The sequence below is a fragment of the Bacillus sp. FJAT-25509 genome (assembly GCF_001420605.1).
GTDB lineage: Bacteria > Bacillota > Bacilli > Bacillales > Bacillaceae_G > Gottfriedia.
In genome coordinates, this window is sequence record NZ_LJIZ01000016.1 from 23,289 (window position 1) to 37,121 (window position 13,833).

Genomic DNA, 13,833 nt, shown 5'->3' on the forward strand with positions numbered 1-13,833 from the left:
AAAAATAGAATGAAACTATTCTTTATTATTTCTAAAAAATAAGTTAAAACCTAACTGTGTGTATGTCCTCATAAATTACCGATTATTGAAGAAAATATTACTATTCATTTATAATCGACTATTTATTGGGGTGAGATCTTGAGTAAAAAACTTTCACTTGTTGGCTTAATATTAATGGTATTTACCACTGTATATGGTTTTGGAAATATACCAACCGCTTTTTATTTAATGGGATATAGTGCAATTCCATGGTACTTACTCTCTGCTATAACGTTTTTTATTCCTTTTGCATTTATGATGGCTGAGTTCGGAGCTGCATATAAGCATTCAGAAGGTGGAATTTATACATGGATGGCTGATTCGGTTGGACCTAGATTCGCTTTTATAGGTACCTTTATGTGGTTCTCCTCTTATGTAATTTATATGGTAAGTGTCTCCTCAAAGGTTTGGATTCCACTATCAACGTTCATTTTTGGTAGTGACAAAACGCAATCACTTTCATTATTTGGACTTACTTCTACTCAATCTATCGGATTATTAGCATTACTTTGGATGTTAGTTGTGACATTTTTTGCTTCGAAAGGAATTGAAAGCATTAGTAAAGTTACAACAATTGGTGGTATTACAGTTTTCTCTTTAAATATAGTGCTGTTAATTACAAGTATCATTATTTTGGTATTAAATGGCGGCAAATTTGCTCAACCGATTAAAAGTTTCTCATCAGCATTTGCTCACTCACCAAATCCAAACTATCTTTCAACTCTTGCGATACTATCATTTGTTGTATTTGCGATTTTTGCATATGGTGGGCTAGAAGCAATCGGTAGTTTAGTTGATCAGACGGAGAACGCTGAACGGAACTTTCCAAAAGGGATTACCATTTCAGCAATTATTATTTCCGTAGGATATTCGTTAGGCATTTTTTTAGTAGGAATCTTTATAAACTGGTCAAATGATTTAAGTGCTAGCACTACGAATTTAGGGAACATAACATATGTACTTATGTACAATTTAGGATTAGAACTTGGAAAAGCTTTTACTTTATCATCACATACTGCCGATCAAATTGGTATTTGGTTTGCAAGAATTACTGGTTTATCAATGTTTCTTGCATATACCGGAGCATTTTTCACATTAATTTATGCACCGTTAAAAACAATCATTAAAGGCACACCAAAATACTTATGGCCGACAAAATTCTCTGACACAAATGAAAAAGGTATGCCTGTCAATGCAATGTGGGTACAATTTTCAATTGTTTCAATCATTATTGTCCTTACTTCCTTTGGTGGCCAAGGAGCATCAGCATTTTTTAATAAAATAACTTTAATGACAAATGTTTCAATGACTTTACCTTATATATTTTTAGGTATTGCGTATCCAATGTTTAAAAGAAATGAACAAATCGACAAGCCATTTCAAATTTTAAAATCAAATTCATCTTCTTTATTTGCGAGCATTCTCGTTATTTTGGTCGTTGGATTTGCAAACTTTTTTACGATTATTCAACCGGCTATTGAAGGTGATTTCAACTCAACAATCTGGATGATTGCAGGACCAATTTTCTTTTCAATTTTGGCTTTACTAATTCTTAACCTTTCAAGAAAACATACCCAAAAAGAGAAGAAAATTGCATAGCAATCTTCCCACTTATTGTTAATAACAATTCCGAAAGTAAGTAGGAAATATAGCACATACTAAATTTGGAGGTGATATTCATGGGTCACAATCAAAATCCACATGTAAAAAAGAAGAACAAAGATAAAGGGCAACCTACACCAGCTGCAGTTAATTCAGAAGGTTATTTTGCTCCAAGTAAATCAAATACTGAAGCTCTTAATGAAGTGAAAAATTCATAAAGACGATTGGCGAGCTGTTAGGAGAATTCAGAGGCATAGATGCATTTATACCTATACCTAAAAATGGCTCTACGTCGATTTTTCTTCCCTGTTTGCCAATTTATACTTTCTTAAATGTAAAAAAAATGACCGTCATTTTTTTGGCGGTCTCTTTTAATTATTTACTCATTGAATTAGCAGTTTTTACTAAATCTCGAATAGTGTATTGTTTACCAGTTTCCTCTGAAAAAAGAAGTGAAATTGAATGATAAAGCCCGTCTTTCTTCCAACGAATTGTTTTTGTATTATCATCATCAGCAACAATCAAAACTTTTGTTCCATCTTTTAATTTTGTTGTTTTTAAAGGTTGTTGTTCATCTGGGAAAGATGGTTTTTTATTATGATAAGTAATGACAAACATTGTGACCTCTACTTCTTCATTTGAATAATTAAAGGAGGTAGCGTTAATAGCTCCATTTTTTTGATTTTTTTGTACATCCATTGTGACATCCTTTGCTCTAAACGGTATCCATTCTGGTACAACTAGTTCTTTTTGTACATCTTTAGGTAATTGATTAACTACTTGCTTTACAGTTTTAGGATATTCTTTTTTTAATGATTCAACTGCACCGTTGCCATGCGAACAAGCAGTTAACAGAAGAATTAAGAATAAAAAAATAAATTTTTTCAATCCACTTACCCCTTCTTTTCCAAATCTATTGTTTCATTTTTCTACTTAATATCTCTAAATATCGTCATATTAGTCTTAAAATAAATAAAAACTGCCTGAAGTATACGAGGCAGCCTTAAAACCTATTTTTAAGGTTCAACAATTACGATTTTACCTTTTTGCACATATAGCAATATTTCTGCGTTATCTGTTTCATTACGGTATGTATAACATGTAAGATCCCCAAACCCACCGTGTGAAACATCATGAACTGTATCAACTAATTTGTATTTATTACCTCTGAATTCAATTTTTCTTTCAATTGATGGCTGTTCGGTTAAAATTTGTTCCTTTGATCGAAAATTCATCTAATCACTCCTTTAGTCACGATTAGTATAGCCATCTTCTTAGTTTTCAATTTTAAGCCCTGTTCTGAATCCAATTACATATCCGTCCAAGTCTCGTACTTTGAACTCCTTCCAAACTCCCCATTCATATTCACTTAATTCAGGCTCGGAAACCATTATTCATTCTATATCAAGAGCAAATTTTAAAAATTGAACAAACAAAATCGATTGTTCTTCCATCATTATTTCTTCCGCTGAGAGTATTGCATAGTCTAGTGCAAGTCCATCAATAAATGAAACAATCATTCTTGCTAAAACTTCACTATCATACTTTTTACTAAATTCTTTGTTTTTTTGACCTTCTTTTATGACATCAGAAAAGATTTTAGTACCATAAAAGTATCGTTCTTGCCCATACCTTTTTCTTCGTTCATCATTTCTCCCAGTTATGAAAAACTCTAAAGTAACTGGTGCCAAAGGATCCATTCGATCATTTGGCACTCTGCTTTTACCGAACATTCTTAATAAAAGTAATTCCCAATATGAATCTACATTTTGATTCAATAATTCACTTGTCTCTTCAGACACTCTCAATAGTGACTCATATAAAAGTGATTCAAACACTTCTTCTTTATTAGCAAAATATTGATATAACCCACCTCTACTAACATTTGATGCGTCCATCACATGCTTCATAGTCGTTCTTTCATACCCATTTTCAATAAACACTTGTTTAGCAGCTTCTAATATTTTAGTTCGACGTTGCTGTTGGTGCTCCTTGCTGACTTTCGGAGACATCTTTCTTCCCCCGCTCTACTCTATTTTTCGTTAAGAATCCTATTAACGAGACAAATACTAAAAGTGATGCAGTTATAATAAATGTTGGAATGACACCTAATACTGTTGATAGCCATCCACCTAATAAAGGTCCGATAATAGTTGCTGTTGTAGTAACACTTCCTATTACGCCAAATACTCTACCAGTTAACTCAACAGGGGTATCGACTTGAACAGATGCTTGGAATGGAACAAATACTAAGCAAGCTGCAAATCCTGCAAACAAACCTAATAATGGTGCCCAAATAATTGAAAAATTGAGATTAAAATGTGTGAATAAAGCCATCATACCAAAACCAAGTCCCATTCCACAAACCCCAATTAGCATTAAATTATAGGCACGATAATTTGTTTTTTTCGCTAAAATTAAACTAGAAAAAAACATTCCTACTCCAGATCCTGTTACTAAATAGCCGAATAAACCTGGCGACGCATGTTTAAGTTCCCTAATTAAAACTATAATTTGCGAATCAGATAACTGCAAGATTAAGAGACTAAAACCTAAAAATAGCATACCTACTAAAATCTGAGTATTTGATTTAATAAATATAACGCCCTCCATAAATTCAGATTTATAGGAAGATTTAGTTTGATCTTTCACTTTTTCTTCTTTAATCTGCTGGGCAACTTTTGGAAGCATGAAAATTAAGATCGCAGAGATAATAAATGATACTGAATTAATATAAAATACTGGCGTTGTTCCAGCTGCCGATACGAGTATCCCACTCAAAATCGGTCCAAAAATTTTTGTAGCTGAGTCAATCATAGTTGTAATTGACATTGCGCTCTTTATTTCATCATTCGGAACTAGTTCTTTTAACTTACCATTTTTCGCAGGATTAAAAACAGCTGAAAACAATCCGATGATAAACAAACAAATATAGACCATCCACAAAGTATTTGCTAATGCCAGTAAAACAAATAAACCAGCACGGACAATGTCAGATAAAACCATTAATTGCTTTCTACTAAAACGATCTGCTATCGTTCCCGCAACAGGTCCTAATAACGCCATCGGAACAGCGAGACATAAAATAATAAATGATACTTCAATTGGTGAAGCATTCCATTTTAACCCTACAAGCGTAATGATTGCGACAATACTTAACCAATCACCAATATTTGAAATCGCTTGAGCAACCATTAATGTTAAGAAACCTTTATTATTCATTAGACCCTTCATCTTGCTTAGCCCCCTCGAAACCGACACGCATGTCGTTTTTATTTAATTATAACGACACTGATGTCGTTTTTCAATTACTTTTTCTGAAAATTTGCTATATTCCTCTTTAAATTTTATTCAAAAATGGAATTAAAAGTATTATTTTTTTAGATTGCCAATTTTCTTTAACCCATTTTCCGTATACCAAATGGGTCTGTTAAATAAATTTCTTTAGTAACGAAAATGCCAATTACTTTTTTTCCTACACATTTTTAATATATTCTTTAGTAAAATAAAGATAGATGTAGATAAGGAGACGTGTAAAGAAAAGTGAAAGTATATAAACCAAAGATTTTAACAATATTCATTTTTGCCATATTTGGTATACTATTTCTTTTTATACTTTTGATGGCAATAACAAGTACAAAGCATTTCTCAATTTCAAAAATTTTTGTAATCATTGGCTTCTTGGTATTTATCTTTTTACTTTTTTGGGATTCAATAAAATTTTGGAATTATCGTAAAAAAGGGATCGGGATATACTGGGACGAGGAAGGTGTAGTTGTAGACTTCGTTGGTAATAAAATATTTTGGGATGAAATTGAAAATATTGAATTTATTAAAACAAAATCTTCCAGAACTACCTTTGTTCGTGTTCATTATTCGAAAGAAGAGCAAGTTCGTTTAAGACATAAACTTCCCTTAAAAAATATTTTTTGGAGATATAGTGGGAGTATTGAATGGTTTGAAATTGAAAAACCAAAGGAAATGCATACTAATCTAGTAAATTATTGGGAAAAGAAAAAGTTTTATTTTAAATAAAGTCTTTGTTAAATTTAAAACTTGATTTTTGAGCTATAGAAAAGGACCACAATTACGCTTAAATTCAATGTAAGTGATACCTTTTGAACTAACTGCTTTTTTTACTCATCTCAAATTTCCACGATTCCGGTTTTTCAAATAATAAACAAAAGGATCCTATAGAATAGACTTTTTAATTGTCTATTCTATAGGGTCCTTTTTAGTAGAAGCGCTAGTCTTTTTAATTCAACTAATGTATCTGTTATTAAATTGAACTACTTACCACTTAACACCCTTACAGGTTGTTTGAAGTGGGAGATTCTTGGGAACAAAGCATACTTACTAGTGATTCTTTACCAGCAGAGGTTACTTTTATTTACCAAGCTAACCCCGTAGTTCCTACGGTGTACGTCGCCATGAGGTGTAATCACACAAACTTGATTTGACTTATTTCGACAATATCCATTTTGCTATATCTTCTAAAACATTCCTATCCACGGATTGTGGAATATTATATTCATTCCAAATGTCTTTCAACGTACCAAATACTGCTTTCATAAACATGTGGTTCAAACCTGGATAGAGCTTGAATGTGACATCGGGGTGGTCTTTTAACATTTCACGGTATCGATTGAAATCTTTTTCAACGGAAACCTGTACATCTTTATCACCCTGTACGACGAAAATCGCTTTTTTATTTTGCGATAGATAATCCTTTGTAGGATGTTGATTCATTTCTTTAAAATACCAAGCATAAACAGAACCGAACAAAATGGTCTGCTCCGCCATCTCAACCGTCATGTCGGATATGGCATCAAACTTGTTTTGCAGTTCTTTTACTTGCTTTAAATCGATCTCTTGTTGAGATGCCTCAAGCTGCTTTATGGAATCTTCATTTTGGTTTAGGATAACTTCTTCAAGTGTTCGAGGAGTGCCGGCTAAGATTATTAAGCCTGCCACATCTCCGCCTTCTGCATCGATTCTTGGAGCAAGCGTCCCGCCTAAACTATGTCCAATTATGAAAATGCGATTTGCATCCACACGGGGATCTTTTTTTAGCATTTCAACAGCCATAATAGCGTCCTCTAAGACCTCTTCTTTGACTGAAAGCTTACCGCCGAGTTCTTGAACCATCTGCTTACCAAAAGCGAATGTTCTCTTGTCATACCGAAGCGATGCAATCCCTTGATTTGCAAGTCCATCAGCAAGGTCTCGAAAAAACTTGTTTGCACCAATGGTTTCATCTTTATCTAAGGCACCTGAACCGTGTACAAATACAACTGCAGGGACTTTTTCAGTATGAGAATCTGGCAACGTCAATATCCCTTCCAACGGATAGTCGGCGTTTGCAACAACTTTAATTTGTTCTATCATTTTTAACCTCCTATACAAACTCAGATTCCATTTGCACTGTTATTCTCACTTTTCACACAATTATACGATAACATATATTGGAAGTAATATCCCCTTTAGCCTAAGCAAAATCAACTATTAGGTTTAACCAAACTCTACTTATAAATAGAAACGGTATAAAAGAATAGATCCATCATTACGACTAAAAACTAAATAAGTATATGTTATGAATGCTGGTAAACTTATTTGATCTGTTGCTCAAATGTTCATTGATAATTAATTATGACGATGTATGATCGGAAAAATGATCATTTCTAAACCGCTTGGGAGTTAAACCTGTGTATTTTTTAAAGATTTTTATAAAGTAACTTTGGTCGTTAAAATTTAACGATGTGCCGATGTCTGAAATCGAATAATTTGTTAATTGTAATAGCTTTTTTGCTTCGTCAATTCGTTGCCTTTGAATGTATTCACTTATTGGTATACCAACTTCTTTTTTAAAAAATGATGATAGGTAATTCGGGCTTAACCGACATATTTGTGCAAGATGATCAAGGGTGATATCGTCATAAAGATGGTCATAAATATAATGTTGACAAGCTGTAATTGTTGGAGAATATCTTTCTTCATTTAATTGGTGCACACGTTTGGTAAAATCCATTATCGCTTCTTCCGTTAATATTAATATTGCTTTTAAGCTTCCTAATTCCTCGAGTTGTTGAATATAGAAATCACTTAAGGTAAAGGCAGTTTCATCATTTAAACCACCTTCAATAGCCGCTCTGCAAACAAGAGCAATCCCAGTTATCATTAAATTTTTTTCACTTCTTAGGCGATTTCGTTTCGACAATAATCCTAATTCCGCCTCACCGATTATAGAGTAATCGAAGATATCCTTTAATTTATCTATCCTTCCGTTTTTGACATAATCAAGCAAAACCCGTTCATATGAAAGATTGGAATGAAAAATAAAATTCCTTCTCCCTTTAGAAAGCTCAAGTTCCGGATTTTCTAATACAATCATATCAAGGTTCAACTCTTCATTATTTTGAATGACCATCGTTTGATCAAGCTTTTTATGATACATCAAATAATAAACCAATAGACTGATCGTTAGGAATTGTTGACTATCAATAATTGGGATTGAATAATAGTATTCAATGAGTTTCCTTTTATTTAGATTTCCATTAAAAGCATCTATGATCTTGCTTATCATTTCACCAGATATTTCTGAATCAAGCGTAGGACCTAAAACAATGGTACCTAAAAATAGATTCGTTTTTTTAAGATTGACAAAGAAAAAGTTCAAATTTGAATTAGAGAAGAATATAGGAAAATCCTTTGGATTATCTTCATAAGTATACACACTAATCTGCTCTTTGAACGGGCTGTTGTATGGATGATCCCGTAGTTCTTTACTTGAAAAATCGTATTCAATCTCACCAAATTGATTGACATAATAAACAGGTATCTTATGAACTTTATAAATAAGCTCACATATATATTGTAAATCTTGTATGTCTATTTCCATTGATTCTATACTCTCCCTTCAATATCTTTTTAATTCAGTCCATTTTTAAAAACTATATTTAATAAATACTATTAATCGTAAAATAATACAATAAGCATTTTTAAACAAGCAATATAATGATTCTTGTAAGAAGTATAAGCAAGGAGGAATTAGACATGGAATTATCAAATAAAATTGCTGTCATAACTGGTGCAGGTAGTGGAATCGGAAGAGCAAGCAGTTTGAAACTTGCTAGTAACGGTGCAACAGTAGTATTAGTCGATTTCAATCAGGAAACAGGAGAAGAAACGTTAAAACTTGTGAAAGAACAAGGTGGAGAAGGTATCTTCATCCAAGCAGATGTCTCGAAAACTGAGGATGTGCAAAATTATGTAAATAAAGCAGTCGAAACATTTGGACGTATTGATATATTTTTCAACAATGCAGGTATTATCCAAAAGTTCGCACCTTTCACTTCAGTAGAAGAATCCGAATTTGACCGCATTATGTCGATCAATGTAAAAGGGGTTTTCCTTGGAATGAAATATGTGTTAAAGGTGATGGAGGAGCAAGGAAGTGGCTCTATTATTAATACTGCTTCTACTGCAGGGGTTCGTCCTGAACACAGTGTAGCAGTATATTCTGCAAGCAAACATGCGGTTGTAGGCTTAACGAAGGGCGCTGCATTAGAATATGCGAAAAAAGGAATTCGAATTAATGCACTTTGTCCAGGAGGTGTGAAAACAGCATTAACAACAAGTGTTGAAGCTCAGTTTGCAACAGGTGGTTATGTTCCAGAAGACCTTCCAAATATGAGAATGGGTCGTTATGCTGATCCAAAAGAACTCGCTGAAATGGTTGCTTTCTTAGCATCAGATAAAGCAAGCTATATGACTGGTTCAATTGTTCTTGTAGATGGCGGGCTAACTTTATAATCAATAAAAGCATCGAGTAGGATTCTATCCATTTAATCATTAGGGGCAGTCATGATAGTCATGACTGCCCCTAATTTATTTTTTGCTCACTTATTCAAAAGAAAAACCTACAGTTTGATTCTTTTCCCAATTTTGCTTTTTTTGTTTGCGCAAAATTGTTCTCATTTCGTTGCATAGTCGAATGATATCTACTTTTTGTTCACAGTCCCATTCAATTATGATTGAAATATATAACTCGTTTAATTGAGCATAAGAAAAGTCATTCGTTAAATCGATTAGTTGCTGTAATTCTTCATTATTTAAAATTCGATTTAAATTTTTCTTTTGTAAATAGTCAGAACGCATTTCTTTTGTTGGTTGTTTAATTTCATATGCACGATCAAATCTTCCAGAGCGATTCATTAAAGCTGGATCGATTCTTTCAGGATAGTTAGTCGTTCCAATTAAAAATAAACCTTCTTTAGAAGTTGCACCATCGATTGTGTTTAAGAATACCGAGCGAACCGAAGCAGGCATACTGTCAATATCCTCGATTACTAGTACCATTGGTGTTAATTTTAACACTGAACTAAAGACTTCTTTAATTGTGTAACTTGATGTATATTCAGTAATTTGCCAATATGCAACCGGTGCGTTAATACTACTTGCAATAGATTTTACTAATGTTGTTTTTCCATTTCCAGGATTTCCATATAATAAAAATCCTCGTTTATAGGGGATATCATATGTTTTAAAGAAATCTCGACCTTCATTAAAGAAATGGTCAATTGATCGATAAATTTCTCGTTTTAATGATTCTTCTAAAAATACATCTTCTCTTCTAACCATTTTTGTTATATTTTCAATTGACGTTTCGACACCGTCATCTGTATCTGTATAGACTGTTACATAATTTTTAATATAATCTCGTTTTCTTTTAAGTACGTATTGAAAAAAGGATGAAAGACATGAATCATTTTTAGCAAAAATTAGATCTCTATTATATTGATTATCCGCTTCAAAGATCATCGCTTTAGATAAAGCTACTCCGTAATTCGGATAATAATATAATCCATTTTCGACCCTTGGTTTAATGATGAGTTCCATCTTTTTATCAGTGTGATTCGAAGAAATAGTTTTTGTTTCAAGCTCATTATAAATATGGCTGATTAATTGAGCTTCACTCGATTCTTCTTTAAGATCTTCTTCAAGAATTTCCCAGATTTCATTTGTTGTATCCTCATCTGAATACATTTGGAAATCTACCCCAAATGTATCAAATAGCTGACTTTGAATAGTTGAAATGATCTTTCCGTAATCGTAGTAATAAGGTAATGTATTTCGTTCCATATCCTTCGAATCAAATAATACATTTATTTTTGTCATGCAATTCTCCTTTGTTTTCCAATCTTTCTTATAATTCTAAATCCTTAGTTTCTATAAGTCTAGTGTTGAAAGGATTAGACTTTCATTATTTTTATTAAGAACAAGTTTGATGAATAGAGCGCTCTCCCAAAAATTGCAAACGATATATTAACAAAACACAAAAACCCCACAAGGATCACTACTTTCCCTTGTGGGGGTTACTTTGTATGTATTACTCTTTAATCCCCTACAGACTTATGCGGTGGAATTATTTTTCCTTTTCTAGAAGGATTTGAAGAATGTTTGTCATTTTCAGTATTTATTTCTTCTGGTAAACGCTTTGGAGCTATAGGTACATTTCTTATTTCATAATTGATAACATCGGAAGAATGAAGCGTAACAATCATACTTCCACCATATTGTTTTGCCCGAATTAAAATAGGCTGATTATATTTATTTTGAAAACGGAAGTCTGGACCATACCAACTAACTGTAGCGTCACGGCCTGCTGGTACATAATGTACTCGTCTACTATGGGAATATCTTTCAATAATTTTTAGTCCAGCGCGATCTACTGCATTAAACAGGGTAGAAGACACTTGACATATTCCTCCTCCAACTCCTTCAGACAATTCCCCCCTTACAATGACTGGCGCACGTTTGTATCCCTTTGCTCCACTTCTTTCTCCTACTACTTTATTAAAAGAAAAAACTTCATTAGGAAAAACTACGTAATTATCAATCGCTTTTGCTGCCAGTGAAATATTATGTACTCGACTTTTATTATTCGAATTAAAGTAGGTTACATATTGTCCAATTTGTTGAATTCTAATATGAGCTAATAATTCACTATCAACTTTAGGATAAATATCTAACTCTGGTACTTCAATTTTAGATGGTCCTTTACTATAAAAATATGCAGTAAATTTATCCTTGAACTCTTTTTTATAAAGCCTGTATCCTACCTGACCTGGTACGATTCTACCTTGTTCATTAATTGTCGCATTTATAGGGTTACGGTAAATTTCTTGATCAAGTTTTTCCATAAATTGAGTAAACTTTTTATCGTTTATCACTGGTGTACCTGGAAGCGACATTGTAAAATCTTCACGATTAACTACGGCAATCGGATGCCCCTGTTGAATAACAGTTAAGCTGTCAGGTAGTTCAACTGATTGCGTCATTAATAATAAACTAGCTAGTAATTTTTGCAACATAGTCGGATTCCTCCCAACGTTAGTATGAACAAGAATCAATACTTTCATGTTTTTTCCTTGTAAATCTTTCACATACCCGCTTATATTCCGTTACTTTTTTATCTACATAAAAATAGAGAAGAATTTTTAGTCTTCTCTAAGCAATTTTCACGGTATATTTGATTGTTTTTTATCGATTTTAAAGTCTTTTTAATTATGATTTCTATTAATTTTTGTAGTTTTCATTCTATTTATTCAAAATTGGTAACTTATTTGCAGTTCACAAAATTTTATTTGCAGATTTGACAATTTTTTATTGCACTTTCAGAGTTTTAATTGTAGCTCAGCTATTTTATTTGCACTTACAAGATTTAATAGCAGCTTCAACTTTTTTATTTGAGCTATAACAGAAATTCTAAGATAAAAAAAACGAGCTGCTATTAGGCAACTCGTAAATTTTCTATCAAGATTTGAAATCGTTCATAATTACATTTATGGTATTAAATGATTCTTCTCTAATTGATGTAGTATTCTCTTTATTCGCATTAAATGTAATTAAAGCCTTCCAGAGAGCCCATCCTCTTGCTCTATTCCAAGTATTGTCATCAAAGTTCAAAACGTTTTTAAAAACATTTCTACTGCGAGTATCGAAAAATGTCCATGCCATTGCGGCATCACATGATGGATCACCTACTCCTAGTATTCCAAAATCAATGACTGCACATAGCTTGCCATATTTAACAAGTAGGTTTCCTGGCGCAATGTCGCCATGTACCCATACTTGTTCTCGCTCCCATTTGGAGCTAAGAGCTGTTTCCCAAATTTCTGTTAGTAAATCTTTGTTAAAAATCTCTTGAGTTTGATCTATTGAATCTCTAGTTTCTTGGTCATATACAGCTAAGTTTCCACCTCTAAAGAAATTATGCGTTCCTGCAATCGGCCCTCCATTAGTATCAATTGACTGGAACTCAGTTAAAAATAGACCTAAATCTCTTGCAAATTGACTTAAATCAATTATATTTTCTTTAATAGAAGTTTCTCCATCAATCCATTCATTGATGGTCCATGGCCAAGGATAGTATTTACTAGGACTTCCTTTTGCTAACGGTTTAGAAACTGGTAATCTTAGTTTATTCGCTAAAATAGGTAACCATTTATGCTCTTTTTCAACCTGAGGAACATAGCATTCTGCGCTTGGTAATCTTACACTCATATGATCCCCTAAATGGAACGTTCTGTTATCGTTGCCACTTAATTCTACAGGCTTTATTTCTAAGTGAGACCAAATTGGAAATTGTTCTTTAATTAATTGTTTTACTAATTCAACATTTATGTTGTCCATTTATTCTCCCTATTTCAAACTAATAAATTATTTATATTTTATTTTTGAGTTATCAATATAAATGTAACGCCGAACTTGTCTGTAACTGTACCGAATGCGGGACTAAATGGTACTGCTTCTAGCGGGGCAATGACGTACCCATCTTGTTGCAATGAATTAAAAATTCGCTTTGTTTTTTCTACGCTATCAATCGAAAGATTAATGGTGACTTCTACTTTTTTATTTTCATAATTTGGTGTATTTTGTTTAGATTCTTTGTCCATAACCGGATTCGATTGAATCGGGGCATCGAATAACATAAGGTCACTTTCACCGATTTTTAAAATGGCATTTGCAACACTATTCTTTAATGCTTCTGGACAAGGAATTGGCATTTCTCCGTATGTTTGCATAGTAAGAACCACTGCTTCAAGTTCTCTTTCATAAAAATGAACTGCTTCTTTAGCGTTACCACTCATTACAATACATGGTGTAATTTTTAACGTCATAAATGCCATC

14 protein-coding genes are annotated in these 13,833 nt (G+C 32.8%); 4 read left to right on the forward strand and 10 right to left on the reverse strand.

The genetic code is table 11. From position 1 onward, the window contains the following. Window positions 1-138 precede the first annotated feature (138 nt). On the forward strand, window positions 139-1,638 hold the full coding sequence (gene yjeM / locus AN960_RS09390; protein WP_082459457.1) for a glutamate/gamma-aminobutyrate family transporter YjeM: 1,500 nt from the start codon (window positions 139-141) through the stop codon (window positions 1,636-1,638). Window positions 1,639-1,718: 80 nt separating this feature from the next. Next, on the forward strand, window positions 1,719-1,859 hold the full coding sequence (locus AN960_RS24420) for a hypothetical protein (RefSeq protein WP_156339654.1): 141 nt from the start codon (window positions 1,719-1,721) through the stop codon (window positions 1,857-1,859). Window positions 1,860-2,016: 157 nt separating this feature from the next. Here AN960_RS24420 and AN960_RS09395 read toward each other — a convergent pair whose 3' ends face one another. From AN960_RS09395 to AN960_RS09410, 4 genes are all read right to left on the reverse strand, one after another. After that, entirely contained in the window at window positions 2,017-2,529 is a 513-nt protein-coding gene (locus AN960_RS09395) for a hypothetical protein (protein ID WP_056470128.1), read from the reverse strand. 128 nt (window positions 2,530-2,657) lie between these two features. Further along, window positions 2,658-2,876 (reverse strand): hypothetical protein, encoded by a 219-nt coding sequence (locus tag AN960_RS09400; protein ID WP_056470131.1) that lies wholly within the window; start codon window positions 2,874-2,876, stop codon window positions 2,658-2,660. Between the two features lie 159 nt (window positions 2,877-3,035). Continuing rightward, window positions 3,036-3,653, reverse strand: coding sequence for a TetR/AcrR family transcriptional regulator (locus tag AN960_RS09405; RefSeq protein ID WP_056470134.1), 618 nt, complete (start codon window positions 3,651-3,653; stop codon window positions 3,036-3,038). Next, window positions 3,607-4,875 (reverse strand): MFS transporter, encoded by a 1,269-nt coding sequence (locus AN960_RS09410; RefSeq protein ID WP_082459458.1) that lies wholly within the window; start codon window positions 4,873-4,875, stop codon window positions 3,607-3,609. Before AN960_RS09410 ends, AN960_RS09405 begins: the two co-directional genes overlap by 47 nt. A gap of 309 nt (window positions 4,876-5,184) precedes the next feature. Here AN960_RS09410 and AN960_RS09415 point away from each other — a divergent pair, with 309 nt between their 5' ends. Next, the gene (locus AN960_RS09415; protein ID WP_056470137.1) at window positions 5,185-5,676 is read left to right on the forward strand and encodes a hypothetical protein; all 492 of its coding nucleotides are present in this window, start codon (window positions 5,185-5,187) and stop codon (window positions 5,674-5,676) included. Window positions 5,677-6,102: 426 nt separating this feature from the next. On the opposite strand, the gene AN960_RS09420 is transcribed toward AN960_RS09415, so the two are convergent. Both AN960_RS09420 and AN960_RS09425 read right to left on the reverse strand, forming a co-directional pair. Next, a complete protein-coding gene (locus AN960_RS09420; protein WP_056470142.1) occupies window positions 6,103-7,029 on the reverse strand; it encodes an alpha/beta hydrolase family protein in 927 nt (308 codons plus the stop codon). Window positions 7,030-7,288: 259 nt separating this feature from the next. Next, window positions 7,289-8,539 carry a helix-turn-helix domain-containing protein gene (locus tag AN960_RS09425; RefSeq protein ID WP_056470145.1) on the reverse strand — a complete coding sequence of 417 codons (1,251 nt, stop codon included), beginning with the start codon at window positions 8,537-8,539 and terminating at the stop codon, window positions 7,289-7,291. Between the two features lie 155 nt (window positions 8,540-8,694). Here AN960_RS09425 and AN960_RS09430 point away from each other — a divergent pair, with 155 nt between their 5' ends. After that, entirely contained in the window at window positions 8,695-9,453 is a 759-nt protein-coding gene (locus AN960_RS09430) for an SDR family NAD(P)-dependent oxidoreductase (protein WP_056470148.1), read from the forward strand. Window positions 9,454-9,543: 90 nt separating this feature from the next. Here the strand turns inward: AN960_RS09430 and AN960_RS09435 are convergent, their stop codons facing one another. The 4 genes from AN960_RS09435 to AN960_RS09450 form a co-directional block, all read right to left on the reverse strand. After that, window positions 9,544-10,818, reverse strand: a complete 1,275-nt coding sequence (locus tag AN960_RS09435; protein ID WP_286131671.1) for an ATP-binding protein — start codon at window positions 10,816-10,818, stop codon at window positions 9,544-9,546. 218 nt (window positions 10,819-11,036) lie between these two features. Further along, entirely contained in the window at window positions 11,037-12,014 is a 978-nt protein-coding gene (locus AN960_RS09440; RefSeq protein WP_056470151.1) for a VanW family protein, read from the reverse strand. Between the two features lie 442 nt (window positions 12,015-12,456). Next, window positions 12,457-13,335 carry an aminoglycoside phosphotransferase family protein gene (locus AN960_RS09445; RefSeq protein WP_056470153.1) on the reverse strand — a complete coding sequence of 293 codons (879 nt, stop codon included), beginning with the start codon at window positions 13,333-13,335 and terminating at the stop codon, window positions 12,457-12,459. Window positions 13,336-13,373: 38 nt separating this feature from the next. Then, entirely contained in the window at window positions 13,374-13,823 is a 450-nt protein-coding gene (locus tag AN960_RS09450; protein WP_056470156.1) for a VOC family protein, read from the reverse strand. Between the last annotated feature and the right edge of the window lie 10 nt (window positions 13,824-13,833).

Coding starts and splice junctions, on each gene's coding strand:
- AN960_RS09420 (WP_056470142.1), bottom strand. CDS start 7,029: ATGATAGAACAAATTAAAGTTGTTGCAAACGCCGACTATCCGTTGGAA.
- AN960_RS09445 (WP_056470153.1), bottom strand. CDS start 13,335: ATGGACAACATAAATGTTGAATTAGTAAAACAATTAATTAAAGAACAA.
- AN960_RS09440 (WP_056470151.1), bottom strand. CDS start 12,014: ATGTTGCAAAAATTACTAGCTAGTTTATTATTAATGACGCAATCAGTT.
- AN960_RS09400 (WP_056470131.1), bottom strand. CDS start 2,876: ATGAATTTTCGATCAAAGGAACAAATTTTAACCGAACAGCCATCAATT.
- AN960_RS24420 (WP_156339654.1), top strand. CDS start 1,719: ATGGGTCACAATCAAAATCCACATGTAAAAAAGAAGAACAAAGATAAA.
- AN960_RS09405 (WP_056470134.1), bottom strand. CDS start 3,653: ATGTCTCCGAAAGTCAGCAAGGAGCACCAACAGCAACGTCGAACTAAA.
- AN960_RS09430 (WP_056470148.1), top strand. CDS start 8,695: ATGGAATTATCAAATAAAATTGCTGTCATAACTGGTGCAGGTAGTGGA.
- AN960_RS09425 (WP_056470145.1), bottom strand. CDS start 8,539: ATGGAAATAGACATACAAGATTTACAATATATATGTGAGCTTATTTAT.
- AN960_RS09435 (WP_286131671.1), bottom strand. CDS start 10,818: ATGACAAAAATAAATGTATTATTTGATTCGAAGGATATGGAACGAAAT.
- AN960_RS09450 (WP_056470156.1), bottom strand. CDS start 13,823: ATGACGTTAAAAATTACACCATGTATTGTAATGAGTGGTAACGCTAAA.
- AN960_RS09410 (WP_082459458.1), bottom strand. CDS start 4,875: ATGAAGGGTCTAATGAATAATAAAGGTTTCTTAACATTAATGGTTGCT.